This is a genomic window from Bradyrhizobium sp. CIAT3101 (assembly GCF_029714945.1).
Taxonomy (GTDB): domain Bacteria; phylum Pseudomonadota; class Alphaproteobacteria; order Rhizobiales; family Xanthobacteraceae; genus Bradyrhizobium.
The window spans coordinates 5,272,266-5,298,453 of record NZ_CP121634.1 but is presented as its reverse complement, the minus strand read 5'-3'; the positions used below and the strand labels follow the sequence as shown (position 1 = coordinate 5,298,453).

Annotated in this window: 34 protein-coding genes; 13 read left to right on the top strand and 21 right to left on the bottom strand. The window is 64.3% G+C overall.

What is annotated here, in order from left to right:
• Positions 1-37: 37 nt before the first annotated feature.
• From QA645_RS25240 to QA645_RS25200, 9 genes are all read right to left on the bottom strand, one after another.
• Positions 38-1,063 carry a succinylglutamate desuccinylase/aspartoacylase family protein gene (locus tag QA645_RS25240; RefSeq protein ID WP_283044323.1) on the bottom strand — a complete coding sequence of 342 codons (1,026 nt, stop codon included), beginning with the start codon at positions 1,061-1,063 and terminating at the stop codon, positions 38-40.
• Positions 1,064-1,121: 58 nt separating this feature from the next.
• Positions 1,122-1,466, bottom strand: a complete 345-nt coding sequence (locus tag QA645_RS25235) for a RidA family protein (RefSeq protein ID WP_254130893.1) — start codon at positions 1,464-1,466, stop codon at positions 1,122-1,124.
• 56 nt (positions 1,467-1,522) lie between these two features.
• The gene (locus QA645_RS25230) at positions 1,523-2,320 is read right to left on the bottom strand and encodes a transporter substrate-binding domain-containing protein (RefSeq protein ID WP_254130894.1); all 798 of its coding nucleotides are present in this window, start codon (positions 2,318-2,320) and stop codon (positions 1,523-1,525) included.
• A gap of 31 nt (positions 2,321-2,351) precedes the next feature.
• Positions 2,352-3,080, bottom strand: coding sequence for an amino acid ABC transporter ATP-binding protein (locus tag QA645_RS25225; RefSeq protein WP_283044322.1), 729 nt, complete (start codon positions 3,078-3,080; stop codon positions 2,352-2,354).
• Positions 3,067-3,717, bottom strand: coding sequence for an amino acid ABC transporter permease (locus tag QA645_RS25220; protein WP_254130896.1), 651 nt, complete (start codon positions 3,715-3,717; stop codon positions 3,067-3,069). Before QA645_RS25220 ends, QA645_RS25225 begins: the two co-directional genes overlap by 14 nt.
• 10 nt (positions 3,718-3,727) lie before the next feature.
• Positions 3,728-4,387 carry an amino acid ABC transporter permease gene (locus tag QA645_RS25215; RefSeq protein ID WP_254130897.1) on the bottom strand — a complete coding sequence of 220 codons (660 nt, stop codon included), beginning with the start codon at positions 4,385-4,387 and terminating at the stop codon, positions 3,728-3,730.
• A 7-nt stretch (positions 4,388-4,394) separates the two neighbouring features.
• Entirely contained in the window at positions 4,395-5,690 is a 1,296-nt protein-coding gene (locus QA645_RS25210) for an amino acid deaminase (RefSeq protein WP_283044321.1), read from the bottom strand.
• 143 nt (positions 5,691-5,833) lie between these two features.
• Positions 5,834-6,676: a metallophosphoesterase gene (locus QA645_RS25205; protein ID WP_283044320.1), complete on the bottom strand. Its 843-nt coding sequence runs from the start codon at positions 6,674-6,676 to the stop codon at positions 5,834-5,836.
• A 68-nt stretch (positions 6,677-6,744) separates the two neighbouring features.
• Positions 6,745-7,362, bottom strand: coding sequence for an acriflavin resistance protein (locus QA645_RS25200; RefSeq protein ID WP_283044319.1), 618 nt, complete (start codon positions 7,360-7,362; stop codon positions 6,745-6,747).
• Positions 7,363-7,527: 165 nt separating this feature from the next.
• Here QA645_RS25200 and QA645_RS25195 point away from each other — a divergent pair, with 165 nt between their 5' ends.
• Entirely contained in the window at positions 7,528-7,950 is a 423-nt protein-coding gene (locus QA645_RS25195; protein ID WP_254130901.1) for an MAPEG family protein, read from the top strand.
• A gap of 115 nt (positions 7,951-8,065) precedes the next feature.
• Positions 8,066-9,367, top strand: coding sequence for an RsmB/NOP family class I SAM-dependent RNA methyltransferase (locus tag QA645_RS25190; RefSeq protein ID WP_283044318.1), 1,302 nt, complete (start codon positions 8,066-8,068; stop codon positions 9,365-9,367).
• A gap of 215 nt (positions 9,368-9,582) precedes the next feature.
• Here the strand turns inward: QA645_RS25190 and QA645_RS25185 are convergent, their stop codons facing one another.
• From QA645_RS25185 to QA645_RS25175, 3 genes are all read right to left on the bottom strand, one after another.
• Positions 9,583-9,792, bottom strand: a complete 210-nt coding sequence (locus QA645_RS25185) for a cold-shock protein (RefSeq protein WP_027532363.1) — start codon at positions 9,790-9,792, stop codon at positions 9,583-9,585.
• Between the two features lie 253 nt (positions 9,793-10,045).
• The gene (locus QA645_RS25180) at positions 10,046-10,378 is read right to left on the bottom strand and encodes a DHCW motif cupin fold protein (RefSeq protein WP_254193299.1); all 333 of its coding nucleotides are present in this window, start codon (positions 10,376-10,378) and stop codon (positions 10,046-10,048) included.
• Between the two features lie 167 nt (positions 10,379-10,545).
• Positions 10,546-10,917: a nuclear transport factor 2 family protein gene (locus tag QA645_RS25175; RefSeq protein WP_283044317.1), complete on the bottom strand. Its 372-nt coding sequence runs from the start codon at positions 10,915-10,917 to the stop codon at positions 10,546-10,548.
• Positions 10,918-11,067: 150 nt separating this feature from the next.
• Here QA645_RS25175 and guaA point away from each other — a divergent pair, with 150 nt between their 5' ends.
• From guaA to QA645_RS25155, 4 genes are all read left to right on the top strand, one after another.
• Positions 11,068-12,666: a glutamine-hydrolyzing GMP synthase gene (gene guaA / locus QA645_RS25170; RefSeq protein ID WP_283053320.1), complete on the top strand. Its 1,599-nt coding sequence runs from the start codon at positions 11,068-11,070 to the stop codon at positions 12,664-12,666.
• A gap of 52 nt (positions 12,667-12,718) precedes the next feature.
• Entirely contained in the window at positions 12,719-13,618 is a 900-nt protein-coding gene (locus QA645_RS25165) for an HNH endonuclease (RefSeq protein ID WP_283044316.1), read from the top strand.
• A 115-nt stretch (positions 13,619-13,733) separates the two neighbouring features.
• Positions 13,734-14,978: a serine hydrolase gene (locus QA645_RS25160; RefSeq protein WP_283044315.1), complete on the top strand. Its 1,245-nt coding sequence runs from the start codon at positions 13,734-13,736 to the stop codon at positions 14,976-14,978.
• Between the two features lie 169 nt (positions 14,979-15,147).
• Positions 15,148-16,029, top strand: a complete 882-nt coding sequence (locus QA645_RS25155) for a GyrI-like domain-containing protein (RefSeq protein WP_283044314.1) — start codon at positions 15,148-15,150, stop codon at positions 16,027-16,029.
• A gap of 116 nt (positions 16,030-16,145) precedes the next feature.
• On the opposite strand, the gene QA645_RS25150 is transcribed toward QA645_RS25155, so the two are convergent.
• On the bottom strand, positions 16,146-16,655 hold the full coding sequence (locus tag QA645_RS25150; RefSeq protein WP_283044313.1) for a peptide deformylase: 510 nt from the start codon (positions 16,653-16,655) through the stop codon (positions 16,146-16,148).
• 77 nt (positions 16,656-16,732) lie between these two features.
• Between QA645_RS25150 and QA645_RS25145 the strand changes: the two genes are divergently transcribed.
• Together QA645_RS25145 and QA645_RS25140 are read left to right on the top strand one after the other, a co-directional pair.
• Positions 16,733-17,317 (top strand): TetR/AcrR family transcriptional regulator, encoded by a 585-nt coding sequence (locus QA645_RS25145; protein ID WP_283044312.1) that lies wholly within the window; start codon positions 16,733-16,735, stop codon positions 17,315-17,317.
• 97 nt (positions 17,318-17,414) lie between these two features.
• Positions 17,415-18,005, top strand: coding sequence for a DUF308 domain-containing protein (locus tag QA645_RS25140; RefSeq protein ID WP_283044311.1), 591 nt, complete (start codon positions 17,415-17,417; stop codon positions 18,003-18,005).
• A gap of 25 nt (positions 18,006-18,030) precedes the next feature.
• On the opposite strand, the gene QA645_RS25135 is transcribed toward QA645_RS25140, so the two are convergent.
• Positions 18,031-18,507 carry an Lrp/AsnC family transcriptional regulator gene (locus QA645_RS25135; RefSeq protein WP_283044310.1) on the bottom strand — a complete coding sequence of 159 codons (477 nt, stop codon included), beginning with the start codon at positions 18,505-18,507 and terminating at the stop codon, positions 18,031-18,033.
• Between the two features lie 110 nt (positions 18,508-18,617).
• Between QA645_RS25135 and QA645_RS25130 the strand changes: the two genes are divergently transcribed.
• The gene (locus QA645_RS25130) at positions 18,618-19,151 is read left to right on the top strand and encodes an alpha/beta fold hydrolase (RefSeq protein WP_283053319.1); all 534 of its coding nucleotides are present in this window, start codon (positions 18,618-18,620) and stop codon (positions 19,149-19,151) included.
• A 19-nt stretch (positions 19,152-19,170) separates the two neighbouring features.
• A complete protein-coding gene (locus tag QA645_RS25125; protein WP_283044309.1) occupies positions 19,171-19,656 on the top strand; it encodes an SRPBCC domain-containing protein in 486 nt (161 codons plus the stop codon).
• A 72-nt stretch (positions 19,657-19,728) separates the two neighbouring features.
• On the opposite strand, the gene QA645_RS25120 is transcribed toward QA645_RS25125, so the two are convergent.
• Entirely contained in the window at positions 19,729-20,190 is a 462-nt protein-coding gene (locus QA645_RS25120; protein ID WP_283044308.1) for a cupin domain-containing protein, read from the bottom strand.
• Between the two features lie 184 nt (positions 20,191-20,374).
• On the opposite strand from QA645_RS25120, the gene QA645_RS25115 reads away from it, so the two are divergent.
• Positions 20,375-21,601 (top strand): MFS transporter, encoded by a 1,227-nt coding sequence (locus QA645_RS25115; RefSeq protein WP_283044307.1) that lies wholly within the window; start codon positions 20,375-20,377, stop codon positions 21,599-21,601.
• 18 nt (positions 21,602-21,619) lie between these two features.
• Here the strand turns inward: QA645_RS25115 and QA645_RS25110 are convergent, their stop codons facing one another.
• The 4 genes from QA645_RS25110 to QA645_RS25095 all read right to left on the bottom strand — a co-directional run bounded on the left by QA645_RS25110 (position 21,620) and on the right by QA645_RS25095 (position 23,865).
• Positions 21,620-22,006, bottom strand: a complete 387-nt coding sequence (locus QA645_RS25110) for an ester cyclase (RefSeq protein ID WP_283044306.1) — start codon at positions 22,004-22,006, stop codon at positions 21,620-21,622.
• Between the two features lie 56 nt (positions 22,007-22,062).
• Positions 22,063-22,935 (bottom strand): bifunctional helix-turn-helix transcriptional regulator/GNAT family N-acetyltransferase, encoded by an 873-nt coding sequence (locus QA645_RS25105; RefSeq protein WP_283044305.1) that lies wholly within the window; start codon positions 22,933-22,935, stop codon positions 22,063-22,065.
• 41 nt (positions 22,936-22,976) lie between these two features.
• Positions 22,977-23,393 carry a cupin domain-containing protein gene (locus QA645_RS25100; RefSeq protein ID WP_254130920.1) on the bottom strand — a complete coding sequence of 139 codons (417 nt, stop codon included), beginning with the start codon at positions 23,391-23,393 and terminating at the stop codon, positions 22,977-22,979.
• 70 nt (positions 23,394-23,463) lie between these two features.
• Positions 23,464-23,865, bottom strand: coding sequence for an Ohr family peroxiredoxin (locus tag QA645_RS25095; protein WP_283044304.1), 402 nt, complete (start codon positions 23,863-23,865; stop codon positions 23,464-23,466).
• 143 nt (positions 23,866-24,008) lie between these two features.
• Here QA645_RS25095 and QA645_RS25090 point away from each other — a divergent pair, with 143 nt between their 5' ends.
• Complete coding sequence (locus QA645_RS25090; protein ID WP_283044303.1) at positions 24,009-24,479, top strand: MarR family transcriptional regulator; 471 nt, start codon at positions 24,009-24,011, stop codon at positions 24,477-24,479.
• Between the two features lie 84 nt (positions 24,480-24,563).
• On the opposite strand, the gene QA645_RS25085 is transcribed toward QA645_RS25090, so the two are convergent.
• Positions 24,564-24,716, bottom strand: a complete 153-nt coding sequence (locus tag QA645_RS25085) for a hypothetical protein (protein WP_254193306.1) — start codon at positions 24,714-24,716, stop codon at positions 24,564-24,566.
• A gap of 204 nt (positions 24,717-24,920) precedes the next feature.
• Here QA645_RS25085 and QA645_RS25080 point away from each other — a divergent pair, with 204 nt between their 5' ends.
• A complete protein-coding gene (locus QA645_RS25080) occupies positions 24,921-25,814 on the top strand; it encodes a LysR family transcriptional regulator (protein WP_283044302.1) in 894 nt (297 codons plus the stop codon).
• On the opposite strand, the gene QA645_RS25075 is transcribed toward QA645_RS25080, so the two are convergent.
• A complete protein-coding gene (locus QA645_RS25075) occupies positions 25,811-26,155 on the bottom strand; it encodes an MmcQ/YjbR family DNA-binding protein (protein WP_283053317.1) in 345 nt (114 codons plus the stop codon). The two genes, QA645_RS25080 and QA645_RS25075, sit on opposite strands and share 4 nt — an antisense overlap.
• Positions 26,156-26,188 lie beyond the last annotated feature (33 nt).

The following is a 26,188-nucleotide window of genomic DNA, read 5'->3' as shown; positions in this document are numbered from 1 at the left end:
TTCCCGAAGTTAGTCGAAGTCGGTGGCTCTCCAAAGCTCAGCGCGCCACCTCGTCGCGCGACAGCGCGCGGCCGACCTGGACCAGGCAGTCGCCGCTCTGGCTGTCGGTGTGCAGGCGCTGCGAGATCACGATGCCGTCGGCAGGGAAGCGCAGCACCTCTTCCGCCAGCTCCGGTCGCTCGAAATCATGATACCAGCCGGCGATGTCACCTGCCTTGACCCGTGCGCCGACCGTGACCGCCGGCTCGAACCAGCCGCGGCGTGTCGCGAACACCGCCTGCGCGTGGCTTTGCAGCGCCAGCAATTCGGTGGCGCGTTCGACCGGCGCGTGAGGCCCCAATATCGGCGCCTGAACCAGGCCGAGCGCCAGCAGCAGGCGATCGACGGCGCGCGCAGTCAGCGCCATCGTCTGCGGCGTGACGGTGCCGCCGCCGCCGAATTCACCCGACAGCCCGATCGCACCCGCGCGCGCGGCGGCGGCCATCGAGGTCGGTGCGGCCGCGCCGTTCTCGGCGACGAAGGCGAAGGGCATGCCGAGCCCTTCCATCAGTCGCAGCGCGTGGGCGAACATCTCGGGCGGTCCCTGCCGCTCGATCAGCGCGCAAGGCACATGCGCCATCGAGGTGCCGCCGGAATGGATGTCGAAGACGACGTCATGGCGGGGAAACAACTCGTGCTCGAGGAAGTGGGCGAGCCGGAACGTCGGCGTGCCCGCGGCATCGCCCGGGAAGGCGCGGTTGAGATTGCCCTCGTCGAGCGGCGAGCGCCGTCGCGCCGCCATCACCGCAGGCCAATTGGCAAACGGAAGAATGGTGATCTCGCCCTTGATGGCTTTCGCATCGACCCGGCGATACAGCCGTGTCAGCGTGATCTCGCCCTCGTACTCGTCGCCGTGATTGCCGGCCATCAGCAGCAGCTTTGGCCCGGCGCCGTTCTTGATCCGGAAGATCGGGATCTTGAGCTGATAGTAGGGAGAGCGATCGATCGAGAAGGGAATGCCGAGATGGCCGGACCATTTCTGGTCCTTCTCGAAATCGATCTCGTGGAATAGTCCGGTATGCATGGGAGGCCTCGGGGCCGCGTCGTCGCCGACGACGGCCGAAGGTTGAGAGAAGTGCTGTTTAGAGCAGGGCGACCGCGGTCATCTCGACGCGCAGATCGGGATCGGCGAGGCGGGCCTCGACGCAGGCGCGCGCCGGAGGATTGGCCGGATCGATCCAGGAATCGTAGACCGAGTTCATGGAGTCGAAGTCGATGATGTGCGGCAGAAAGACGTTGACCGCGATCAGCCTGGAGCGGTCGGTGCCGGCTTCCTTCAGCAGCGCGTCGATCTTGGCGAGCACCTGCTGGGTCTGCGACACGATGCCTGCCTTGCGGTCATCCGCGACTTGACCTGCGATGTGCACCATGCCGCCGGCGGCGACAGCCTGGCTCATGCGCGAGCCGACGACATAACGTTTGATCATTTCGAATTCTCCTCGTGAAAGCGGCCCCCGCGCACACCGCGGGAGCCGTTGCGTTCTTACAGCGTCGGCAGCGTCTGTTCTTCCTTGAACCACTTCAGTTGCAGCGCGCCGAGCTTGCCGCTGAGCTTGTTGGTGAAGATGTCGGTGTTGATCCAGTTGAGCAGGTTCTGCTCGCCCTGACGGACGCCGACATGGGCTGGCGACTGACGGATCAGGAATTTCAGCTCGACCTCCTTGGTCGGGTTCTGCTCCTGCACCTTGATCGCGATGGCGCTGTTCTCGGCGAAGGTATCGGCTTGTCCCGCGAGGAACGCGGCGAGCGCGGCCGGCGTGTCCTCGAAGCGCACCAGCTTGACCTTGGGCGCGTTGTCGGTGAGCCAGACGTCGAGCGTCGTGCCCTTGGCGACCGCGACGGTGCGCCCCTCCAGATTGTCGGGCTTCTTGCCGGTGGCGGCCGGAATCGACTTGGCACCATAGACGCCGAGATTCACCACCGCATAGGGCTGCGAGAACATCACCTGCTGGGCGCGCTCGGGCGTGGCGCCGAGGCCCGCGATCAGGATGTCGATCTTGTCCGAGAGCAGGCTCGGGATGCGTGCCGCGCCCGTCACCGGGACCAGCTCGAGCTTCACGCCCATGTCGGCGGCAATCAGCCGCGCGAGGTCGGCGTCGAGGCCCGCGATCTCGCCCTTATCGTCCTTGAAGCCCCAGGGGGCGGCATCGGTGAGGATGCCGACGCGGAGCTTGCCGGAGCCGAGTACGTCCTGGAGCTTGTCGGCTTGCGCTAGGGTCGGTACCGCGAGAACGGCGAGAGCCGTGGCTGCGATCGCAAAGAGGGACTTCAGTGGTCTCATGACGGTCTCCTGGTGGCGGATGGGTTGATGTTCATTTCGACGAGGCGATGAAGCTTGCGAGCTCTGATGTCTCGGGGTTGGCGAACAGTTTTGCCGGCGGTCCCTGTTCCCAGACGCGGCCCTGGTGCATGAAGACGATGCGGTTGGCGACGTTGCGGGCAAAGCCCATCTCATGCGTGACCAGGATCATGGTCATGCCTTGCCTGGCCATCGCCTCCATCACCTTCAAGACTTCACCGACAAGCTCGGGGTCGAGCGCGGAGGTCACCTCGTCGAACAACATGAGGTGAGGGGCCATGGCGAGGCAGCGTGCGATCGCGACGCGCTGCTGCTGGCCGCCGGAGAGCTGCTCGGGCCAGGCGTCGATCTTGTCGGCGAGGCCGACGCGGGTCAGCACGTCCTGCGCCAGCGCACGTGCTTTCGCTTTGTCGGTGCGGCCGGTGAGCAGTGGGGCGAGCGTGATGTTGCGCTCGACCTTCAGATGCGGAAACAGGTTGAAGGCCTGGAACACAATGCCGACGCGCTGACGAAACTTCTTCAGGTCGGGCATTTTGGCGTGGACCCTCTCGCCCTCGACGCGGATCTCGCCGGAATCGACGCTCTCCAGCGCGTTGATGCAGCGGAGCAGCGTCGACTTGCCCGAGCCAGAGCGGCCGATGATCGTGACGATCTCGCCTTCCTCGACTTCGAGCGAGACGCCCTTGAGCACCTCGACCTTGCCGAATGTCTTGTGCACGTCGCGGATTTCAACGAGAGCCATCGAGGCGGGCCTCCAAGGAGCGGGACCAGAGCGTGAGCGGCAGGCACAGCGCAAAGTAGATCGCGGCGACGAGCGCGTAGGTGAGCAGCGGCTGGAACGTCGCCGCGCTCACCACTTGTCCGGCGCGGGCAAGCTCGACGAAGCCGACGATCGAGGCGAGCGAGGTGCCCTTGATCAGCTGCACCAGGAAGCCGACGGTCGGCGGCAGCGACAGCCGCAGCGCCTGCGGCGCGATGATGTGGCGGAACTGCTGCCAGGCGGAGAGGCCGAGGCAGGCACCGGCCTCCCATTGCGCCTGCTTCACCGCCTCGAGGCCGCCGCGCCAGATCTCGCCGAGGAAGGCGGCGGTGTAGAGCGTGTAGGCGACGGTGACCGCGACGATCGCGGGCACCTGGATGCCGAGGAAAACCGGCATGCCGAAATAGAAGAAGAACAACAGCCCGAGCAGCGGCACGCTCTGGATCACCTGGATCAGCGCCGCCATCGTCCAGCGCAGGCCGTTGAAGCGGCTGATGCGCCCGAGCGCGAGGCCGAGCGCCAACGGCGCACCGAACGTGAGCGCGAGTGCGACCAGCGCGACGGTCCAGCGCAGGGCCGAAAACAGCGAGACGAAATCGATGAGGGTGAAGGATCGCATCGCTTCGTCCCTACCTTCGCCGCGGCCAGCGGAAGGCGGCCGCCGCGATGATGGCGAACAGCGCCTTGAACGCCATCGCCATCGCGAAATAGACCACGCAGATCACCGCGTAGACCTCGAAGCTGCGATAGGTGCGGCTCTCGATGAAGCCGGCGACATGAAACAGCTCGTCGGCGGCGACCTGCGAGGCGAGCGAGGTGCCGAGCAGCAGCAGGACGAACTGGCTGGTCACGGCCGGATAGGCGTTGCGCAGGGCCGGCGGCAACACGATGTGGCGGAACACCTGCCAGCCGGACAGCCCGAGGCATTGCCCCGCTTCGACCTGGCTTCGCGGAATGGAGTCGAGCCCCGAGCGGATGATCTCGACAGAATAGGCACCGAAATAGAGCGAGAGGGCGACCGCGGCGGATTCGAAGGCCGGGAGCTTCAGGCCGAAGGTCGGCAGCACGAAAAAGATGATGAAGATCTGGATCAGCGACGGCGTGTTGCGGAATAGCTCGATGTAACCGCGCACCAGCCAGCGCAGCGCTGCGATGCGACCCTTCAGTGCAACCGCGCCGGCAATGCCGATCAGGAGCCCGGCGACCGCCGCGATCGTCGTCAGCTCGAGCGTGACGATGGCCCCGTCGATGAGCTGGTTCTGATAGCGCCAGAGCGGGAGGAAGTTCATGAGCCGCTCAACCGAACTGGGTGGGAAGTGCGCGCGTCACGGTGCCGGCGGCATCGACGCCAAAAATCACGCGCCAGCGATCGAGGCAGGTGCAGGGATGCGAGATGCCGAAGGCGATGACGTCTCCGACGTCGAGCGGGCAACCGGGCGCGATGGACAGGAACGCATGCTGGTCGTTGAGGCGCGTGACTGACACGCTTGCGACAAGTCCTTTCTGTTCGACGCCGTCGCGAAAGATGTGCAACGGCTGCGGCAGTCCCTGATCGAACGAGGCGTCGCGCATGCCGAAGCCGGCAATCGCAAGCCCGGCTTCGGGGCGCGACAGGACCTCGGCCCAGAGCGTCAGCGCGGGACGAAAGCTTTCCGCCGCGGAGTGGTGCGTGCCGTCGATGACGAGACCGCCACGCCGGTCGAGCTCTGCGAAGGCGCGGGCATAGATGCCGTGATCGGCGAAGAACAACGCACCGGAGCGCAGGACGACGGTCGCATGGCCATCAGCCTGCGCGGCTGGTGCGAGCGCGCGGGCCACGACATCGAAATAGGCGGACCCGCCGGCGCTGAGGAGCAGCGGCAGGCGCGGGGCGGCGGCGCGGACCATGGCGAACGCCGCGATGGTGCGCTCCATCAGCGCTGCAATCGCCTGCATGGTCTCGTCGGCATCGAGTGTCGCGACCGCGCCTTCGTAAGCAGCAACGCCGCCGAGCACGAGGCGATCGGTGGCGAGCACCGCGGCAATCGTTGCCTCGACCGCGATGCGATCGCGCGCGCCGGCGCGGCCTGCGCCGAGCTCGATCAGCACCGAGAGCTCGTGCCGGTCAGCGACGCGCGCCGCCTCGGCCAGCGCTGCGACTGCGGCCGGTGAATCGGCGAAAGCGTGAAGCTCGACATCGGGATAGGCGCTCAGCAGCGCGCCGAGCCGCCGGCCGGCCGCGAGCCCGCCGATTTCGTTGGCCAGCAGCAGCCGCCGCTCGCCATGACCAAGCAGCACGGCGGCCTGCTGGATATTGGCAACGGTCGTGCCCCAGGCGCCGGCCTCGCGCAGCGAGCGTGCGAGTTCCGGCGACATCGGCGTCTTGGCGTGGGGCGCAACGGCAACGCCGGCGCTCCGGCACCAACGCAGGAAGAGGTCGCGATTGGCGGCGAAGGCGGTCTCATCGAGCGTGAGGGCGGGCAGTGCGAGGTCGCCCCGTGCCGGCAGCCAGCCTTGGCTGCCAACGTCCTCGGCAGCGAGGCCATCGACCACGGGAATGCCCCGCGTTGTCGTGGACAGGCGCTGGTTATCCCACCGGGACAAAAGCTGCATCGTTACTCCCTCGCGCGGCTCTTGACCGCTGAAGGGAACGATATGTGTTGGTGACAACGTTGTCATTAGGCAAAATCAAGCATCCCAAGGCCAAATTTGAAGCAGAGAGGTAATTAGGTAGAGCTGGGTGCCCGCGCGTTGAGCTAGTGCTCGCCGCCCATCTGGGCGAACAGCTCTTCGATATCGACATCGACCTGGCCGGCGGCGCGGACGTGGCGGACTTCGAAGCTATCAGGGGCGAAGCGGTACTCGACGAGGCCGGTCTCCTTGATTGCGATCCGGTCCTGCCGGGCGTCGTTGATCTTGAAGCCCGCCGACGGGGCCCAGACGTGGCGCGTGTGGCGGAACGTGAAGTCGCGACGCTGGTGCACGTGACCGCTGGCGATCAGACGGAGATCAACATGCGCAAACATCTCGATCAGCCGCGCGCGCGCCGGCTGCGGTACGTAGCGGATCGAGGTCTCAGGAGTTTCCGGGTCGTCGGGCAGGTTGAGAAACAGCGGCTTGTGGATGAACAGCGCGACCGGTTTGCCGTTCACGCGCGAAATGTCTGAAGCGAGCCAGTCGAACTGCTCGGCCTCGAACGCGAGCCCTGAATTCATCGCGAGCGAGTTGAGACCGATGAAGCGCCAGCCCGCGGCCTCGAACGACCAATGATCCTCGCCGATGATGTCGCGGAACTGCTGGCGGTGTGCTTCCGCGACCGGCGGCTTGGGCGCAGGCCCGATCGCGGTGGGGTTGTCGCCGATGTCGTGATTGCCCGGAACATAGCGGCAGTCGACGGGCAGCGCGTCGTGCAGGCCCTTTGCAAACTGCATATCGTCGCGGCTTGTCGGACCGTCGAAGGACACATCGCCGGTGTTGATGACGAGATCAGGCCTGCCAGCGGTGATGTGCTCGCTGACGCGATGGAAGTTCGCGATCAGGCCGGGAAAGCGCCGGCCGAGATGGGTGTCGGAAATCTGGGTGAGGCGAAATTCGGACATGGGCGAAGTATCGCCGGCGCAAACGTCGGAACGATGACGCGCGCGCAAAACCTGCGATCGAACAAAGTTTAAAGCACGCGATAGCGGATCGTGTAGTCGTCCTGCGGCGCGACGGCGCCTGCAAGCGGCGAGGCGATGCGGTCGGCGAGATGCCAGGGGCCGAACTGCTCGGTGCGATGCGGCTCGGCGGGCAGGCGCAGGCGGAATTCGAACGTGCCCTTGCCGGGCAGGTTCACCACCAGCATCCGGTCGGCGGTGCGATGGTTGAGCGCGACCGCGCCGCGCAGCAACGCGCGTCCGTCGGTGAGATCGCTGACGCCGTTGACCAGAGCGAGGGTCTGGTTGCGGTCGGTGTGCAATTCGATCTGGGTGTCGGCGGTGACCGCCGCGAGCGTTTCGCGCGGCATGCGGATCTCGAACTCGACCGCGGGCTTGGACGGGTTGAGGCCGAGATAGGCGAGCGCGGCGTGGCGCATGTCGTAGGCGGCAAAGGCGAGCAGGGCGAGGGCGGCGAGCACGGCCAGGCCGTGCCTGACGACGTCGCGCCAGGTCCGGTATCCCAGCCGGAAATACACGGTCATTGCCAGCGCGACCGCGAGTGCTGCCGCGATGCCGGCCAGCGCCGACATCCAGATGCCGAGCTGGCCGTCGGCGGATTCGGTCCAAAGGCTGGGCAGGGTGTTCATGCTGCTCTCTTGGCGCTCTCTCGCCGGGCTCCAGGGGGCCAAAATCGCTTGAATGACCGGCAGTTGGTCGCAGATGCGGGAACGCCGGTTCAACTGGTTGATTGTCAGCGCCAGAAGTCGCGGCTAATGACGGGCTGCGGCACGCCGCCTCACGGGAAAGTTCCGATGTCTGTTCAAATGGTCCTGCTGCCGGTCTTCGTGCAGGTCGGCCTCACCTTCGCGCTCCTGCTCGGCATGGTGTTCGGGCGCCGGAATGCGCTGGTCTCGGGCGAGACCAAGATCCGCGACATTGCGCTCGGCGAGCCGAACTGGCCGAAGGGCGCCACCCAGGTCGCCAATTGCTACCGCAACCAGTTCGAACTGCCGGTGCTGTTCTATGCGCTGATCGCGCTGGCGCTGCCGCTCCGCCACGCCGATCTCTTCATCGTGCTGATGTCCTGGGTGTTCGTGGTGACGCGCTTTGCCCATGCCGGCGTGTTCGTGACCTCGAACGATCTCGGCCGGCGCTCGTCGGTCTGGCTCGCCGGCGTGCTGGTGCTGCTGGCGATGTGGATCTACTTCGCACTCAAAATTCTGTTGCTGATCTGACCCGCGCATGATCCGGAAAAGTGGCCACCGGTTTTCCGACAAGATCATGCGCAATAACAAACCCTTAGAGCGCGATCTTAAAATCGCGCCGTCGGACCTGATCTGAAAGCTTCAAATGACGCCCGCAGCCCGGCTGTCCGCAGCCATCGAACTGATCGACACCATCGAACGCGACCGCGTGCCCGCAGCGAAAGCGCTGAAGGAGTGGGGCACCGCGCACCGCTTTGCCGGCTCCGGCGACCGCGCTGCCATTGCCGGCCTGGTCTGGGACGTGCTGCGCCGGTTTTCCTCCAGCGCGTTCCTGATGGGCTCCGATTCGGCCCGCGCGCGGCTGATCGGCATGCTCCGCCTCGAGCGGAACATGGACACCGCCACCATGGCTGCCTTGTTCGACGGCAGCCGGTTTGCACCCGAGCCGCTGACGGCGGCCGAGGAGGCCGCACTTGCCTCGCGGTCCCTGAAAGATGCGCCCACCGCGATCGCCGGCGACTACCCCGAATGGCTGGATTCCCATCTCGCCAAGGTGTTCGGCGAGGACCGCGCGGCGGAGGCCGTGGCGATGGCGAGCCGGGCGCCGCTCGACCTGCGCGTCAACACGCTAAAATCCAATCGCGACAAGGTGCTGAAGGCGCTTGCTCATCTTCATGCGAAACCGACGCAATGGTCGCCAAATGGCCTGCGCATCGCGCTTTCGGCCGATGCGCGCAATCCCGGCATCCAGGCGGAAGAGGACTTCATCAAGGGCGGCGTTGAAGTGCAGGATGAAGGATCGCAGCTTGCGGCCCTTCTCACCGCGGCAAAACCGGGCGAGCAGGTGATCGATCTCTGCGCCGGCGCCGGCGGCAAGACGCTGGCGCTGGCGGCGATGATGCAGGGCAAGGGCCGGCTGATCGCGACCGACAGCGACAAGCGTCAGCTCGCACCGATCCACGAGCGGCTGTCGCGCGCCGGCGTCCACAATGCCGATGTCCGCACGCCCAAGGGCGAGGCCGATCCGCTCGCCGATATCCGCGCGACCGCCGACCTCGTCGTCATCGACGCGCCGTGTACGGGAACCGGAACCTGGCGTCGCAATCCCGATGCCAAATGGCGCATGCGCCCGGGCGCGCTGGAGATTCGCTTGAAGGACCAGGCCGAGGTGCTGGAGCGCGCCGTGCCGCTGGTGAAGGCCGGCGGCCGCATCGCCTACATCACCTGCTCGGTCTTGCCTGAGGAAAACGGCGAGCAGGTGAGGGCCTTCGTCGCGAAGCATCCGGAATTCGCGGTGGTGCCGCCGGAGCAGACCGCGAGCGTGCTCTGGGACAAGGCCGAGGCATTTGGGCAAGCCGCGCTGCAGTCGGACGAGGGCTGGCTGATGACGCCAAGGCGGACCGGGACGGACGGGTTCTTCGTGTCCGTTCTGAAAAAGGGCGGCTGATCTTGCTCGCCCGTCATTCCGGGGCGCCCGAAGGGCGAGCCCGGAATCCATCGGGCGGCTGATTCCGCGGATCAATGGATTCCGGGCTCTCGCTTCGCGAGCCCCGGAATGACAGCGCAAACAAAAACCCCGCGAACCGGAAGCCCGGTCGCGGGGTCTCTGAACTCAACGATCTGCCGGTACGTCCGTGGTCAGATCGCGAATGTCGCGGTCAACTAGCCGGCGCGGAGGTTGTCGGCCGAGGACTTGCCGCTGCGGCGGTCCGCAACGATGTCGAAGGAGACCTTCTGGCCCTCATTGAGGGTGCTCAGACCAGCGCGCTCGACGGCGCTGATGTGAACGAAGACGTCCTTTGCGCCGTCATCCGGCTGGATGAAGCCGAAGCCCTTTTGGTTGTTGAACCACTTCACGGTGCCCATTGCCATAGTCATTTCCTTTCAATTGACGATGCACTCAGGGGGACAAATGCACATTACTGCGCCCATCATCCCGGTTGGTCGATTTTGGAGAAATACCTGAAACGTGCTCGCCCATTGAAATGAGACGGAGCGGCCCAGTCGTTCGGCCAAGGATCGATGTTCACAATCTAGCGATTTTTTGGGGCAACTTCAAGGCGGCACGCGCCCACAGCGAGCGCCGCGCAGTTTGCTATTTTGCGCTGCACACCGAGCGGTTCCGTCAGTCCACGATGAAGAGAGTAGCTCCCGTCGCCGTCGATGAGCGATGCGCGGCGTCGCCGAAATCCGAGACCTGGTAGCTCATGCCCGGCGTCAGCTTGAACTTGCGCCCGTCGCGCAGCTCGCTGTCGAGTTCGCCCGCGAGCACGTACAGCACGTGGCCGCGGTCGCACCAATGATCGGCGAGATAGCCCGGCGAATACTCCACCATCCGCACCCGGAGATCGCCGATGTTGAGCGTGCGCCATAGCGCGTGCCCGGTCTCCCCGGGATGCGTGGTGGCCTCGACCTTGCTCCAGTCGGTGACGGTGAAGGGTGAGGTGGGGAGCTTCATGGTGGGGTCCTTGTGTAGCGGTGATCGTGCCTCACACGCGCTGTCATCGCCCGACTTGATCGGGCGATCCAGTATTCCAGAGGCCGCGATGTGATGCGGAGATGCTGCGGCGTACTGGATGCCCCGGTCAAGCCGGGGCATGACAGTTGTGGACGATGCGACAGCCCTCAATGCGGCAAATGATTAGCCGATCCCTGCACGATCAGCCCCGCATCATTCACCCGCAGATATTCGCAGATCCGCTTGCCCCGCTCGTTCTCGTAAAACACCACCACGCTATCCGGGCTCACGAACACGTCGATCAGCGAAAAGTGCAGCTCCGGCAGCAGCCCGAGCGCCTTGCTCCAATACGCCCGCAAGGCATCCTTGCCGCGCACGGTGCCACTGGCGTCAAATCCCATCACCGGGATCCGGTCCGAGGTCATCACGGCGGCGTCGTCGTAAAGCGTGAGCACGCGCTCGAGATCGCGGGCATTCCAGGCCTCGACCCAGGTCCGGCCGAGCGCGGCAAGCGTTGATGGCGGATGGTGCTGTGACATGGGCGGTCTCCCTGATCGGCCCGTCTGTGATGTGGAGGCACATATAGGTCAATAATACTTACCTATTTTGATTTGTCCATGCCCAAAGAAGAATGTGGGCGCGCGGCCCGCGCGGTTGCGGGCAGGGGCGTGGTCGCGTATCTGCTGGCCATGACAGCAGCACAGAACGACCGCTCCGCGTCGACGCCCTCCGTGGCCTCGGCGCACGACAAGATTCTCATCGTCGACTTCGGCAGCCAGGTGACGCAGCTGATTGCGCGTCGCGTGCGCGAGGACGGCGTTTATTGCGAGATCGTCCCGTTCAACAAGGCCGAAGAAGCCTTCAAGGAGATGAAGCCGAAAGCGGTGATTCTCTCCGGGGGCCCGGAGTCGGTGCATGAGGCAGGCTCCCCCCGCGCCCCGCAGCTGATCTTCGCCTCCGGCGTGCCCGTGATGGGCATCTGCTACGGCCAAATGACCATGGCGGCCCAGCTCGGCGGCGAGGTCGAGGGCGGCCATCACCGTGAATTCGGCCGCGCCGATGTCGAGGTCAAGGCCGACAGCCAGCTGTTCGAGGACGTCTGGTCGTCGGGCAGCAAGAACCAGGTCTGGATGAGCCATGGCGATCGCATCACCAAGATGCCGCCCGGCTTCAGCGTTGCCGGCACCTCGCCGAACGCGCCCTTCGCGATCATCCAGGACGAGAAGCGCAAGTACTATGGCCTGATGTTCCACCCCGAAGTGGTGCACACGCCCGACGGCGCAAAGCTGATCCGTAACTTCGTGCGCAAGATCGCCGGCCTCACCGGCGACTGGACCATGCGCGCCTTCCGCGAGGAAGAGATCGCAAAGATCCGCGCCCAGGTCGGCAAGGGCAAGGTGATCTGCGGCCTCTCCGGCGGCGTCGATTCAGCCGTCGCGGCCGTGCTGATTCATGAAGCCATTGGCGACCAGCTCATCTGCGTGTTCGTCGATCACGGCATGCTGCGCCTTGATGAGGCCAAGACTGTCGTCGACCTGTTCCGCCACCACTACAACATCCCGCTCGTGCACGTGGATGCCTCAAAACAGTTTTTGGGCGAGCTCGAAGGCGTCACCGATCCCGAGAAGAAGCGCAAGACCATCGGCCGGCTCTTCATCGAGGTGTTCGAGCAGGAAGCCAAGAGGCTCGGCGGCGCCGACTTCCTGGCGCAGGGCACGCTCTACCCCGACGTGATCGAGAGCGTCTCCTTCACCGGCGGCCCCTCGGTGACGATCAAGTCGCACCACAATGTCGGCGGTCTGCCCGAGCGCATGAACATGAAGCTCGTCGAGCCCTTGCGCGAGTTGTTCAAGGACGAGGTGCGCAAGCTCGGCTACGAGCTCGGCCTGCCCGAGATCTTCGTCGGCCGTCACCCGTTCCCGGGCCCGGGCCTCGCCATCCGCTGCCCCGGCGACATCACGAAGGACAAGCTCGACATCCTGCGCAAGGCCGATGCCGTCTACATCGACCAGATCCGCAAGCACGGCCTCTACGACGACATCTGGCAGGCTTTTGCGGTGCTGCTCCCGGTGAAGACGGTGGGCGTCATGGGCGACGGCCGCACCTACGACTACGTTGTGGGCCTCCGCGCCGTGACCTCAACCGACGGCATGACCGCGGACTTCTACCAGTTCGACATGAAGTTCCTGGGCGAGACCGCAACGCGCATCATCAACGAGGTGAAGGGCGTGAATAGGGTGGTGTATGACGTGACGAGCAAGCCGCCTGGGACGATTGAGTGGGAGTAGGGGTGTGCCGAATCGATCCCTAATGCTCAACACAGGCGGCTTCGCCTAGATCATGGGATTTGGGGTATTCATCCATCGATCAGATTCGATCTACGATGACAGCCCCGCTGAACGATACCAGTTTCCCAGTCAGTACTTGCGTCGTGTTGAAGCCTGCATCGGCGACTGGATCATCTATTATGAACCGAGCAAGGTCACCGAGACGCGCGGCTATTTTGCGATTGCTCGGGTTCAGCAAGTTATTCCCGACCCCGGGACTGCGGGCATGTATCTCGCTCTGATTGAGGCCGGAAGTTATCTCGATTTTGCCAATACGGTTTCTTTCAACGGGCCGAATGGTCCCGTTGAGCGCGGTGTCTTGAATGAGCACGGACGAATTTCGGGACGTGCTCAGTCGGCGGTCCGTCCGATCTCGCCTGACGATTTCAATAGAATTTGCGAACTCGGTCTTGCTGAGAATGCTCCGCTGCTGCCGCGGCGTGACGACGATATCCGACCGCTCGATCTCAATGAGACGCAGGCGCCGTTCCAATTCGAACAGGAGCGCGACCGCGTCAACTTAACTGTGTCGAGAGTTCTGCGCGATCGAGTTTTTCGCCGCATCGTGCTTCGCGCTTACGATGAGCGCTGCGCAGTTACCGGTTTGAAGCTCATCAATGGAATGGGGCGCGCGGAAGTCGCCGCTGCTCATATAAGACCTGTTGAAGCCAACGGGCCGGATGTCATCAGCAATGGCATCGCTCTTTCAGGTACAGCGCACTGGATGTTTGATCGCGGCCTCATCAGTCTCGCTGACGATCTGGAGATTCTGATCTCGCGCCATACCAACGATGTCGACGGGGTGCGATCGATGATCAACAAGACAGGCCGTGCTAGTGCGCCCCAGCGCCTATCGGATCGCCCGCACCCGCATTTTCTAAAGTGGCACCGCGAAAATTGCTTCAAGCAATAGGTGAAAGATTATCAGCACTGCGCTTCTTCCGCCGGTCCTCCCGTCGCAAACGTTGGATGTGCGCTGGTCGCGCACATGATACGAATTGGGGCTGCCATCTCTGGAGTCCGTGTTGATGTCCGTCCCGTCCACCAATCCCCCCGCAGAATCCGACCCCGAACCCCTCGGCTACATGCGCGGCTTCCCGCCGTCTCCCGACCGCCTCATCACCTTCCAGGACGGCTCCTTCCGCAATTTCCCCGAGCTGCGCTGGGCCTGGAGCAACATCCGCCAGCTGGTGCCGACGGTGAATGTCTGGCGCGGCGCGGGGCCTGCCTCCGTGCTGCCGTGTGCGGAGCAGGACATCGGTGCGGTCGCCTCGACCACGATGGACGGACGTCCCATGACCTTCGCGAAGATGCTGGAGGAGACGTATGCCGACGGCATCGCGGTGCTGCATCGGGGCAAGCTGATCTATGAGCGCTATTTCGGCGCGCTGAAGCCGCACAAGCCGCATATCGCGATGTCCGTGACGAAGTCGTTCACCGGCACGCTCGCCGGCATCTTGATCGCCGAGGGCAAGATCGATCCGCAGGCGCCTGTTACGGACTACGTGCCGGAGCTGAAGGCGAGCGCATTTGGTGATGCGCGCGTGCACGAGGCCATGGATATGACCACCGGGCTCGAATACACCGAAGTCTACACCGACAAGAATTCGCACGTCTGGGGCCTGCGGCGCGCCAACGGCATGGCGCCGATCCCGCCGGACTATGACGGCGCCACCAACATTTTCGATTTCCTCATTGCGCAGACGAAGCAGGGCGAGCACGGCAAGGCGTTTGCCTACAAGACCGTCAATTCCGACGTGCTGGCCTGGATCATCAGGCGCGCCAGCGGCATGACGCTGTCCGATCTGCTCTCCGAGCGGATCTGGCAGCCGATGGGTGCAGAGGAAGATGCGCATTATCACGTCGACCGCATCGGCACCGAGAGCGGCGGCGGCGGCCTCTCCACCACGCTGCGCGATCTCGCGCGCTTCGGCGAGACCATCCGGAACCATGGCGGCTTCAACGGCCGCCAGATCGTGCCGTCACAAGTCGTCGAGGACATCGCGCGCGGCGGCGATCCCGAAAAATTCAAGCCGGCCGGCTACACCACGTTGCCCGGCGCGTCCTACCGCAATCAATGGTGGGTCACGCACAACGCGCACGGCGCCTACATGGCGCGCGGCGTTCACGGTCAGGGCATCTACATCGATCCTAAGGCCGAGATGGTGATCGCGCGCTACGCCTCGCATCCCGTCGCGGGCAATGCGGCGAATGATCCCGTGACGCTGCCGGCGTATATGGCGCTGGCGAAGGAATTGATGGCGGGCGGGTAGGGGCTTGTAGGATGGGTAGAGCGAAGCGAAACCCATCATCGCTCACCCACATTAATCCGATGGGTTTCGCTGCGCTCTACCCATCCTACACGTTTCTGCCGAACCGCAAGATCGGTCGAGCACGTCACGTCGATCTTCGCCTAACTCAAGCCGCCACGGAGGAGGGACGATGACGGCGGCATTGCGAAATTATCAGGCCCGGATGCGGCGTGTGCTCGATCATATCGACCGGCACCTCGACACGGATCTGGACCTGGATACGTTGAGCGACGTCGCAGCCTTCTCGAAATTTCACTTCCACCGGCAGTTTTCGGCGACCTTCGGGTTGTCGGTGCATCGCTATGTCCAACTGGCCAGGCTGAAGCGCGCGTCGCATCAGCTGGCCTATGTCGACGGCCTCGATGTCACCGACATCGCGATGGATGCCGGCTACGACGCGCCTGACGCCTTCGCCCGCGCCTTTCGGCAACGGTTCGGGCAATCGCCGTCGTCGTTCCGGAAATCGCCGGACTGGGAGCCGTGGCTTGCGGCCTTCGGGCCTCTCGACAACGCGAGGAGCAAGCTCATGCAGAAGAATTTTACCACTGATGACGTGACGATCCGCGATGTGCACCCCACGCGGGTCGCGATCTTGGAGCATCGGGGAAGTCCTGAGACGCTTGGTGACACGATCCGGCGGTTCATCGCGTGGCGCAAGGCCGCCGGCCTGCACCCCAGGACCAGTCCGACCTTCAATGTCTGGAACTCCGAGGGGCGTCCGGTGCAGCAGGACGAATATAGCATCGACCTCTGCGTCGGGACCGACCAGCCGATCGAGCCGAATGGCGAAGAGATCAAGGCCGGCGAGATCCCCGGCGGACGCTGCGCGGTGCTGCGCGTCGTCGGCTTCACCGACAATCTGGAGCCCGCCGCGCCCTATCTCTATCGCGACTGGCTTCCGGCCAGCGGCGAGGAAGCGCGCGACTTCCCGATCTACTGCCAGCGGCTCAGCCTGTTCCCGGAGGTGCCGGAGCATGAGGCCATCGCGGACGTTTTCCTGCCACTGAAGTAATGCGCTCTGTAGGGCGGATTAGCCCGCGGCTGCGCGAAGCGCAGTCCGCTGGCGTAATCCGCCATCTCTCGTCACGTCGCGCTGATGGATGGCGGATTACGCCTCGCTAATCCGCCCTACGGGATCGGCGAAGTCCGCGCCATCTTCTCGAACTTCTTCACCAGCCGCTCGCGTTTGAGCCGCGACAGCCGCTGGATCCAGAACATCCCGTCGAGCTGGTCGATCTCGTGCTGATGGCAGACGGCGCGCAAGGCCTCGGACTCCTCGCTTTGCGCGTTGCCGTCGAGATCCCAGTAGCCGATCCGCACCCGGGCGTGGCGCTGCACCTCGTTATTGACGCCGGGCATCGAGACGCTGCCTTCCTTGTGCAGGATCATCTCGGGCGAGGCCCATTCGATCACGGGATTGACGTAGGTCTGCGGGCCCGCCTTGGCGTCGAGCTCGAGCACGACAACGCGCAAGGGCACGCCGATATGCGGCGCCGTGATGCCGATGCCGGGCGCGGCGCGCATCGTCTCCAGCAGATCGGCTGCGAGCTCGCGCAAGCCATCGTCGAAGGCGGTGACGGGCCGCGCGGGCATGGCGAGGCGGCGGTCGGGGTAGCGAACGATCGGACGAATAGTCATTTGAGGCTCCTACCACTCACGGGGGAGTGAAGCACCCGGTGCTTGACGCCCTACCAACTGGTAGGTAGTCATGGGTCATGACCAATGTTTCCTCGACCGCCGCCGACATCCTGGCTTGCGCCCGCACGTTGATCATCGCGGGCGGCTACAACGGCTTCAGCTATGCCGACGTCGCCGACATCGTCGGCATCCGCAAGCCGAGCATCCACCACCATTTCGCCAGCAAGGTCGATCTGGTCCGCACCCTGGTGTCGCGCTATCGCGAGGAGGCCGAAGCAGGGCTGGCGGCGCTCGAGCGCAATGTTCCGGACCCGCGCGAGCAGCTCAAAGGCTACGTGGCGTATTGGGAAGCGTGCATCGGCGATGCAACGGCGCCCTTCTGCGTCTGCGCGCTGCTCGCCAGCGAACTCCCGATCCTGCCGGAGGAGGTGGCGCTCGAAGTCCGCTCGCATTTCCGTTCGCTGGCGTCCTGGCTGACGTCGGTGATGGAGCGCGGCAAGCGGAAGGGGCAGCTGAAACTCTCCGGCGCGGCCCGGGTCGAGGCTGAAGGGTTCATGGCGACCATTCATGGCGCGATGCTATCGGCACGTGCCTATGGCGATCCCAGGATGTTCGGTGTGATCACCGCGCCGCTGCTGGAGCGGCTCTCCACGAAGCACTGAGGACATCGACGAGACGACAGCGGCGCCCGCAGGTATCGGGGCGGAGCGTCTTGCTGCGTAAAATAACTACCAACTAGTAGGTAAAGGAATGAAAGCAATGGCTCATCTTCAAACGGATCTCGTTCGTGACGATCGCGAGCAATGGCTCAAGCAATATTACTTCCTCCGCGCGGCCTTCTCCGTTGCCTGGGTCGTTGCCGCGATTGCCGTCGCATCGTCGTCTCCGGCGATCGCCGGCGCGTTGCTCGTGCTCTATCCGGCGTGGGACGCCGCGGCCAATTTCGTGGACGCTCTGCGCAGCGGCGGGCTCGCGCAAAATCGTACGCAGGCGCTGAACGTTGCGGTCAGCCTCGCGACATCAGTCGCGGTCATCGTGGCCCTGCAAACGAGCATGAACGGGGTGCTCGGCGTCTTCGGCGCCTGGGCGATCCTGTCCGGCTTGCTCCAGCTGGGGACCGCGGTCCGGCGCTGGAAAAGTTTTGGCGCGCAATGGGCGATGGTGCTCAGCGGCGGTCAGTCGGCGCTCGCCGGCGGCTTCTTCATCTTTCAGGCGACGACGCCGATGTCCCCGTCGATCGCAAACGTCGCGGGCTATGCCGGCGTCGGTGCGCTCTACTTCCTGGTCTCGGCCGTATGGCTCACCGTGAGCGACTGGCGGCGGCGCGCAAGGCGGATGCAGCAGGGGTGATGCGATCGGACTGTCAAATCCTGCGCTAGCTCCTTTGGATCAGCTCACGCCCGATACGCTTCGGCGGTTCGCTCCGCAGCACGATCGCCGTCGTGACCGAACCATATCGGGCAATCGCATCGACGATACTCTCGAGCTCCGCCGGCGAGGGCACCATCACCTTGAGGTGAAAGCAATCCTCTCCGGTCAACCTCAGGACCTCGATGATCTCAGGCATCTCCGCAAACTGCTTCAGGCAGGCCTTGATGTGCTCGTGCGTCGTCCGCAGCCGGATGATGGCCATCATGTGGAGGCCGACCGCGGCCGGATCGATGACGGCGCGATAGGCCTTGATGATCCCGCGCTCCTCCAGCCGCTTCAGCCGTTCCGAGGTGGCCGGCTGGGACAGGCCGACCTTTCTGCCCAATTCCGAGACGCTGATGCGGCCATCGTCCTGCAGCGTTTCGATGATCGCGATATCGGTCGGATCGAGAACGGGATGAAACTCTTGGCTTCGCGTCATGACCTCTAATCTATCGGAATTGTGCGTCGCTTTCCGATGAATGCCAATTCCGTCTGCGGTTGTAAATCGCCATGCTCCACGCCAGCGTGATGAAAGACGAGAGGTCAGGCGTGACGGAATTCATTCATTTGCCGGGCATTGGCAACTCCGGCGAAGCCCATTGGCAAAGCCGTTGGGAGCTGGCTGATCCTGCGATCCGCCGTTTCGCTCCGGCCAGTTGGGAGCAACCTGATCTGGTCGACTGGATCGCGGCCCTGGATCGGGCCGTCGGCGCGGCGACAACGCCGCCGGTGCTCGTGGCTCACAGCCTGGCCTGCCTACTCGTTGCGCATTGGCAAAAACAGATGTCCGCGCCGGTGAAGGGAGCGCTTCTGGTTGCCGTTCCCGATCCGCGGTCTCCGGCGTTTCCTGTCGAGGCCGCCGCGTTCGCATCCGTACCGGAAGAACGTCTTCGTTTTCCCTCGTTGATCGTGGCCAGCAGCAACGACCCTTACGCGTCGCTGCGGTATGTGGAAGCAAGAGCAGGGCAGTGGGGCAGCGATCTCGTCAACATCGGCGCGAGGGGCCACATCAATGGCGGGAGCAATCTCGGCGACTGGCCGGAAGGGCGTCAGATACTCATGGAATTTGATGCGCGGATCTAGATGAGGGGCAGGTCAATCTGTGTCGTTTCATACGGTGCTTCAGTCGATCAGCATTGCAGCCGAACCGCGGGATGTGTGGGCGGCCCTGACCGGTCGCGATGCCGGGGACCAATGGCGCAATGCCCACTTTAGGACCGGTTGGCAGACCGGCGACCTGATCGAGATCGAGGCGATCATCGGACCGAGACGTTATCGGGACAAAGGGCAGGTCGTTCAGGTCCAGCCGCACGCGCTGCTGCAATACACCTATTGGTCCAGCGTGTCCGGTCTGCCGGATCGTGCGGAATGCTATTCGACCGTCACCATGACGCTCGAGTCCAAGCAGGGTGACGAGGGCGCGGAGACGATCTTGACGGTGGAACAGAGCGTGCCACCATCACCGGTGCGGAAGGGCCCGGGCTGGGAAATCGGCGAGGAGTCCGGGGCGAAGCATGTCGCTTTCTATTGGCGAGCGACCCTTCCGGTCCTCAAGCGCGTCGTGGAGGAAGCGCGGGGGGCGCCGTGATCCGATGCTGCTGGATCGAATGGATCGCCGGGTGGTTCGCTTTCGAAAAGGCACTTCCTGTAAGCTCTCGGCTTACCTGTCCGGATAGGGCGTGCCGTCCTTGTGCACGAACCGTCCATCGGAATTGGCGCTCATCATGTCGATGTCGGAGCAGGTCGTGAGGTCCTCGGGCGCGCGTGAGCCCACCTCGAGATAGACGGCAATCGCGTCCGACCGGTTGATCATGTGATGGCCGTTGCCGCTGTCTTTCGGGAAGGCCGCGCAGTCGCCGGCGCGCAGCACCGTTTCGCATTCGTCTTCGACGAGGGTCACTTCGCCTTCGAGCACATAGACGAATTCGTCCTCATGCGAATGCCAATGCCGCTGGCTCGACCAGTTGCCAGGCGGCAGTCGCATCAGATTGACGCCGAAATCGGAAAGGCCCCCGGCATTGCCGAGCCGCTTGCGGATGCGCTCCGCACAAGGGGCGTCGAAGGGCGCGGGATAACCGGAGCCCTTGCGGGCCGGAACGGTGGCGACGTCGATTTTCGGCATGCATGACTTCCTGACATCTGCTGCCAGCACATAGGCAGCGTGCGCGGGGCGCACCAGAGGCATCCGCCGCGGAACCATGCGCTGTCGGCAGTCGTGATAGCTTGCGAAATAAAGTAGGGTCGCCCTGTCTGCTTTCCCCATTTCCATTCGTCTTCCACCCAGACAGACCTGACGGGAGACAAAAATGACTTCTTCCTCTTATCGCTGGGTGATCGTCGCCGCCGGCGGCCTGCTTGGCTGCGTCGCGATCGGCGGCATGTTTTCGCTGCCGGTGTTCCTGCAGCCGATCGCCAAGGACACCGGCTGGTCGGTGACCGGCATCTCCAGCGCGATGACGATCGGTTTTCTGGCGATGGCCTTCACGAGCATGGCCTGGGGCTCGTTGACGGATAAGTTTGGTCCGCTGCCGGTGGTGCTGACGGGATCGGTCGTGTTGGCGCTGAGCCTGTTCGCCGCGAGCCACGCGACCTCACTGATCGTGTTCCAGTTCGTGTTCGGCCTTTTGGTCGGCGCTTCCTGCGCCGCGATCTTCGCGCCGATGATGGCGACCGTCACCGGCTGGTTCGACACCCATCGCGGCCTTGCGGTCTCGCTGGTGTCGGCCGGCATGGGCGTGGCGCCGATGACGATGGCGCCGCTCGCGGCTTGGCTCGTGTCGCATCACGACTGGCGCACCGCGATGCAGATCGTGTCGCTGGTGGTCGCCGTCATCATGATCCCGGTCGCGCTTTTGGTCCGCCGTCCGCCGGCGCTTGCGCATCCGCCGGTCGGCGCAGCGGGGCCGGGTGGCCCGCAATCCGAGATGACGGTGGGCGAAGCGCTGCGCTCGCCGCAATTCCTGATCCTGATCGCGACCAATTTCTTCTGCTGCGCCACGCATTCCGGTCCGATCATTCACACCGTCAGCTATGCCGTCAGTTGCGGCATCCCGCTGATCTCGGCGGTGACGATCTACAGTGTCGAGGGACTGGCGGGTCTCGGCGGCCGTATCGCATTCGGCCTGATGGGCGATCGCCTGGGCGCCAAGCGCGTGCTGGTCGGCGGCCTGCTCGCGCAAGCTTTCGGCGCGCTTGCCTATGTCTTCGCCCATCAGCTCACGACCTTCTACATGGTGGCGACGGTGTTCGGCTTCATCTATGCCGGCACCATGCCGCTCTATGCGGTGATCATCCGCGAGAACTTTCCGCTCAAGATGATGGGTACCGTGATCGGCGGCACCGCGATGGCGGGTAGTCTCGGCATGGCAACGGGCCCGCTCGCCGGCGGCATGATCTACGACGCGTTTTCCAGCTACGCCTGGCTCTATATCGGCTCCTGGGCGATGGGTCTCGGCGCGTTCCTGATGGCGATGACGTTCCGGCCCTTTCCGAAGCCGCAAAGCGAGCCCGCGCCGGCACCAGTGGCGGCCTGAGCGGATCGAGGCGCAGCCTCAGAGCTGCGCCTCGATTGCTGCCTTGTCGACGAGCGACCACACCTGCCGGATCCTTCCGTCGTCGAATTCGTAGAACACGTTTTCGCAGAAGGAGACGCGCTTGCCGTTGACGGCCAGTCCGAGGAAGTTTCCGACCGGTTTGCAATCGAATTTCAATCGGCTGGCAATGCGCGGCGGTTCGGAGATCAGAAGCTTGATGTTGAAATGCAGATCCGGGATCTCGCGAAAATCCCGCTCCAGCATGGCACGATAACCCGCGAGCCCGAGGGGCCACGCATTGTGGGTGACCTCGTCATGTACAAATTGCCCGAGTGCAGGCCAATCCTGCCGGTTCAGGCAGGCGATGTAGTCGCGATAGATGTCGGCGAGTTCGGCTGGCGTCATGGCGATGCTCCTGCGGCTCCGGGCCTAACGCGGGAGCAGGGGAATCGGCGTGCCGCTCACAAGGGTTTTTCGAAGAACAGATCCGGATACGGGTCGTCGTTGAAGCGCGGGATTTCGCGCCAGCCGGTGGTGCGGTAGAGCTGGCCGGCCTCGGAGAGCGCGCTGTTGGTGTCGAGCCGCAGCAGCGCGATGCCGAGCGTGCGCGCGGCATCCTCGGCGGCATCCATCAGGCGCTTGCCGAGGCCCAATCCGCGCGCGGCGGGTGCGACCCACAGCCGCTTGATCTCGGCATAGCCATGATCGGTTCCCTTCAACCCGACGCAGCCGATCGGTAACGTATCCGACATGGCGACGATGAAGCTGCCGCGGGGCCGGCGCATGTCCTTGGCATCGGGGTCGCGCGACAGCGAGACGTCAAATCCCTGTTTGAAGCGGCGCCCGAGCTCGGCATAATATTCCCTGAGGCAATAGCGCGCCTCGTCGCTGCGCGGATCCATCTCGGCAAGCGCGATACGGTCGCGCGTCAGCGCAGACGCAATCAGATCCATCGCCGCGAGCAGTGCTTCGCGCTGCCCATTGCGGGCGAGAAAGCCTTCGGCCTGCGTGTTGGACAGCGCTTCATAGGCTGCGAATTCGCGCTTGCCGGCGCGGGTCAGGCTGGCCACGCGGCGCCGCGCATCGTCCTCGTGCGGATGTGTTTCGATCAGGCCTTCATCTTCCAGGCTGCGCAACAGCCGGCTCATCAGCCCGGAATCGAGGCCGAGATAGTCGCGGGCCTCGCCGACGTCGGAGCGTCCCTGTCCGATCGCATTGAGCACGCGCGCCGCGCCCAGCGGCCGGCCGCGCCCGAGGAATGAATTGTCGAGCGCGCCGACGGCGGAAGTCACGGCACGGTTGAAGCGGCGGACGCGGGAGACGGGATCGAGCATTATCTGACTTTAGTCAGATATCGTGCCCTGGTCAATCGTGTTCACTTCGCGATCGTCAGCAGGGGCTTGTCCTTTTCGACGATATAGGTCGCAAGCTCGCTCGCGGACACGTCGCCGGCGTTCTTCGCGGCATGAATCGTTCCGGCAGGGATGAAGAGGACATCGCCGGTCTTCAACGTCACCGGCGGTTTACCGTCGAGGTCGTATTCGATGGAGCCGGCCAGCACATAGATGATCTCTTCGCCCGGATGGCTGTGCCGGCCAAACGCGACGCCCGGGGCGAGATCGACACGCACCTGGACGGCCTCGCGGCCGGGCGCGCTGAGATCGTGACGCTGGAGGTCGGTGCGGGTAACGCCGGCCGGCTGGGCCGCCGCGGCAGGCAGCGTGACGAGGTTGGTCGCGAGTACGGCTGCACTCGCAAGCACGCGCACGGTTCGCAGGAAAGAGTTGGTCATGGTCGGCTCCCGGATTGATGATCCGCGCCGCGCGCCCGGCCGTTCTTCGGCCGGGCCGCGTCGGGGTGTGTCAGACGAGGGTGGTGGTCACTTCGATGTTGCCGTGGACGGCCTTGGAGTAAGGGCAGATGCCGTGCGCGGCCTCGATCAACTCCTGCGCAACTGCGCGATCGACGCCGGGGACGCGGACGTCGAGACGTGCGCGCAGGAAGAAGGCGCCGTTGGCGTTATTCAGATCGATCGCGGTGTCGACCGAGGGCTCTTCCGGCAGCTTGACCTTACGCTGGGCGGCGGCGAGGCCGATGGCGCCGAGATAGCAGGCCGACCATGCGGCGGCGAACAGGTTCTCCGCAGCCGGGTGCGGCTGCGGCAGCTTGATGTCGAGTTGGCCGTCCTGCGAGCGCGCAGCGCCCTGATGGCCTGCGGTGACGTGGGTCTTGCCGGTGAAGAGAACCTTTGCAGCGGTGGTCATGGCGATCGTCCTTTCCATTTTGATCGTGTCCGATCCAATCGGGTACGATGCGAAATAAACCTCGCGCGTCCGCCGGTCAAGCTCTTCCGATTTAATCGGATACGATTTATATGGATTGCGGATCACGAATTGCGGAGGTTCCAATGGCCCGTTCCCCCAAAACCGCCGACAAAGGCCGAAAACTCTCGAATTTCCTGTGCTTTGCCGTCTATTCGGCCAATCTGGCCTTCGGCCGTGCCTACAAGCCGCTGCTGGACAAGGTCGGCCTGACCTACACCCAGTACATCGCCATGGTGGCGCTATCGGACGAGGATGAGCTGACGGTCAGCGCGCTCGGCGAAAAACTGTTTCTGGAATCCAACACGCTGACGCCGATCCTGAAAAAGCTGGAGCAGGTGGGCTTCATCAAGCGCCACCGCGATCCCGCGGATGAGCGGCAAGTGCGGGTCAGCCTGACCCCGGCCGGAAGGAAGCTGATCGAGCAGGATCTCGGCGAATCCGTGGTCGATGCGACGGGCCTCGGCGACGAATTTCCGGTGGTGCAGAAGACCGTAAGCCGGCTGCGCGACAATCTGCTGCGCAACACGCAGGCGGGCAGCGCGAATAAGCGTTGATCGAAACCGCGACCCGGATCTGATGTCAAAGTCGGAGGCGATGTTCGCCTCCGACGCAAGTATCAAGGACGAGCGCGCCGCATTCTAGATGCAGGTCACCTGCGGAATCATCCACGTCGCAACGGTCTGCCAGAGGCCGTCGTCGCGGCGCCGTTGATAAGAGACGAAGTCGGTATCGTCGTCGTGTACGAATTCGTAGCGATGGTTTTTCGTGGATGCGGTGTTGGGCTTGGCCATGGAAATCTCCATCAGAAAGAACCTTTCATCTTAGCTAGGTGCGGTGCAGTAGCGCGCCAATAGGAGGACGATCGTCATATCATCACGTTGCGGAGAGTGGCGGCGCTTCGCGCGGGCCGCCTGTGCCGGGATCGGCCGATCGCTCCGCGTGCGATCATCCCGCGGCTCTTGCCATCACCTGGCGGCTATGTTGAACAATCGGCCATGGACCGCTTCGAGACCATGCGCCTGTTCGTCCGCCTCGTGGAAAGGCGAAGTTTCACCGCTGCTGCGGCCGATCTCGGCCTGCCGCGCTCCACCGCAAGCGAAGTCCTGCGCGGCCTCGAGGCGCATCTCGGCGTGCGCCTGCTCGAACGCACCACGCGACATGTCACGCCGACGCTCGACGGCGAGGAGTATTATCGCCGCTGCGTCGCGATCCTGGCGGAGGTCGAGGAGGCGGAGAGCGCGATGCGCGACGCCCAGCCGCGCGGCCTGTTGCGGTTCGATGCGCATCCGCTGCTGACGCGTACCTTCATTCTGCCGAACCTGCCTGAATTCTTGACGCGCCATCCGTTGATCGAGCTGCAGATCGGGCAGGGCGATCGTCTCGTCGACCTCGTGCGCGAGGGCGTCGACTGCGTCATCCGGTCCGGCCAGCCCGAAGACAGCGGCATGATCCAGCGCCGTCTCGGCTCGATCGCGGAGGTGACGGTGGCGAGCCCCGCCTATCTCGCCGCGCACGGCACGCCCGCGTCGCCGGATGCGCTCGACGGCCACCAGATGGTCGGCTTCATCTCGTCGCGAACCGGCGACGTGCTGCCGCTCGAGTTTTCCGTGGGCGGTGCCCTGCGCGAGATCGTGCTGCCGAGCCGGATCAGGGTGAACAATTCCGACACGATGGCGGATCTGGCTCGGCTCGGCTTCGGGCTGGCGCAGGCGCCGCGCTATCGTTTCGAAGATGATCTCGCCCGCGGCGCGCTGGTCGAAGTGCTGCCGAACCATCCACCATCACCGACGCCGCTGTCGGCGCTCTATCCGCAGAACCGCCAGCTCACGCTGCGCCTGCGCGTCTTCCTCGACTGGGTGGGACGCATTTTTGGCGAGGCCAAGCTCTAGTCCAGCCCCAGCGCCTTCCGCGATTTGCGTGTGAGCCTTGCCACGATCAGGGCGTGGGCCTGCGCGAGATAGGCCGTCAGTTCCGCATCCGCCAACGCGTTGTTGCTCACCAACTGCACCCATTTGGCCCGTGCCAGATAGGGCGCCGGCCGCGCGACACCGTGCTCGATCAGCATCGCATAGGCCATATCAGCGGTCTTGAACATGTAGCTTGCGGTAAAGCCGCCGCTCAGCGCGAACATCTTGCCGCCGACCTTGAACACGGAGGTGCCTTCCCACTGCACCACTTTGGTAGCAGCGGGCAGGCGCAGGCAACGGGCCTCGAAGGTCTTGGGAGTCATGCGATTGCAATAGCGGACATCGGCGCACCTTTG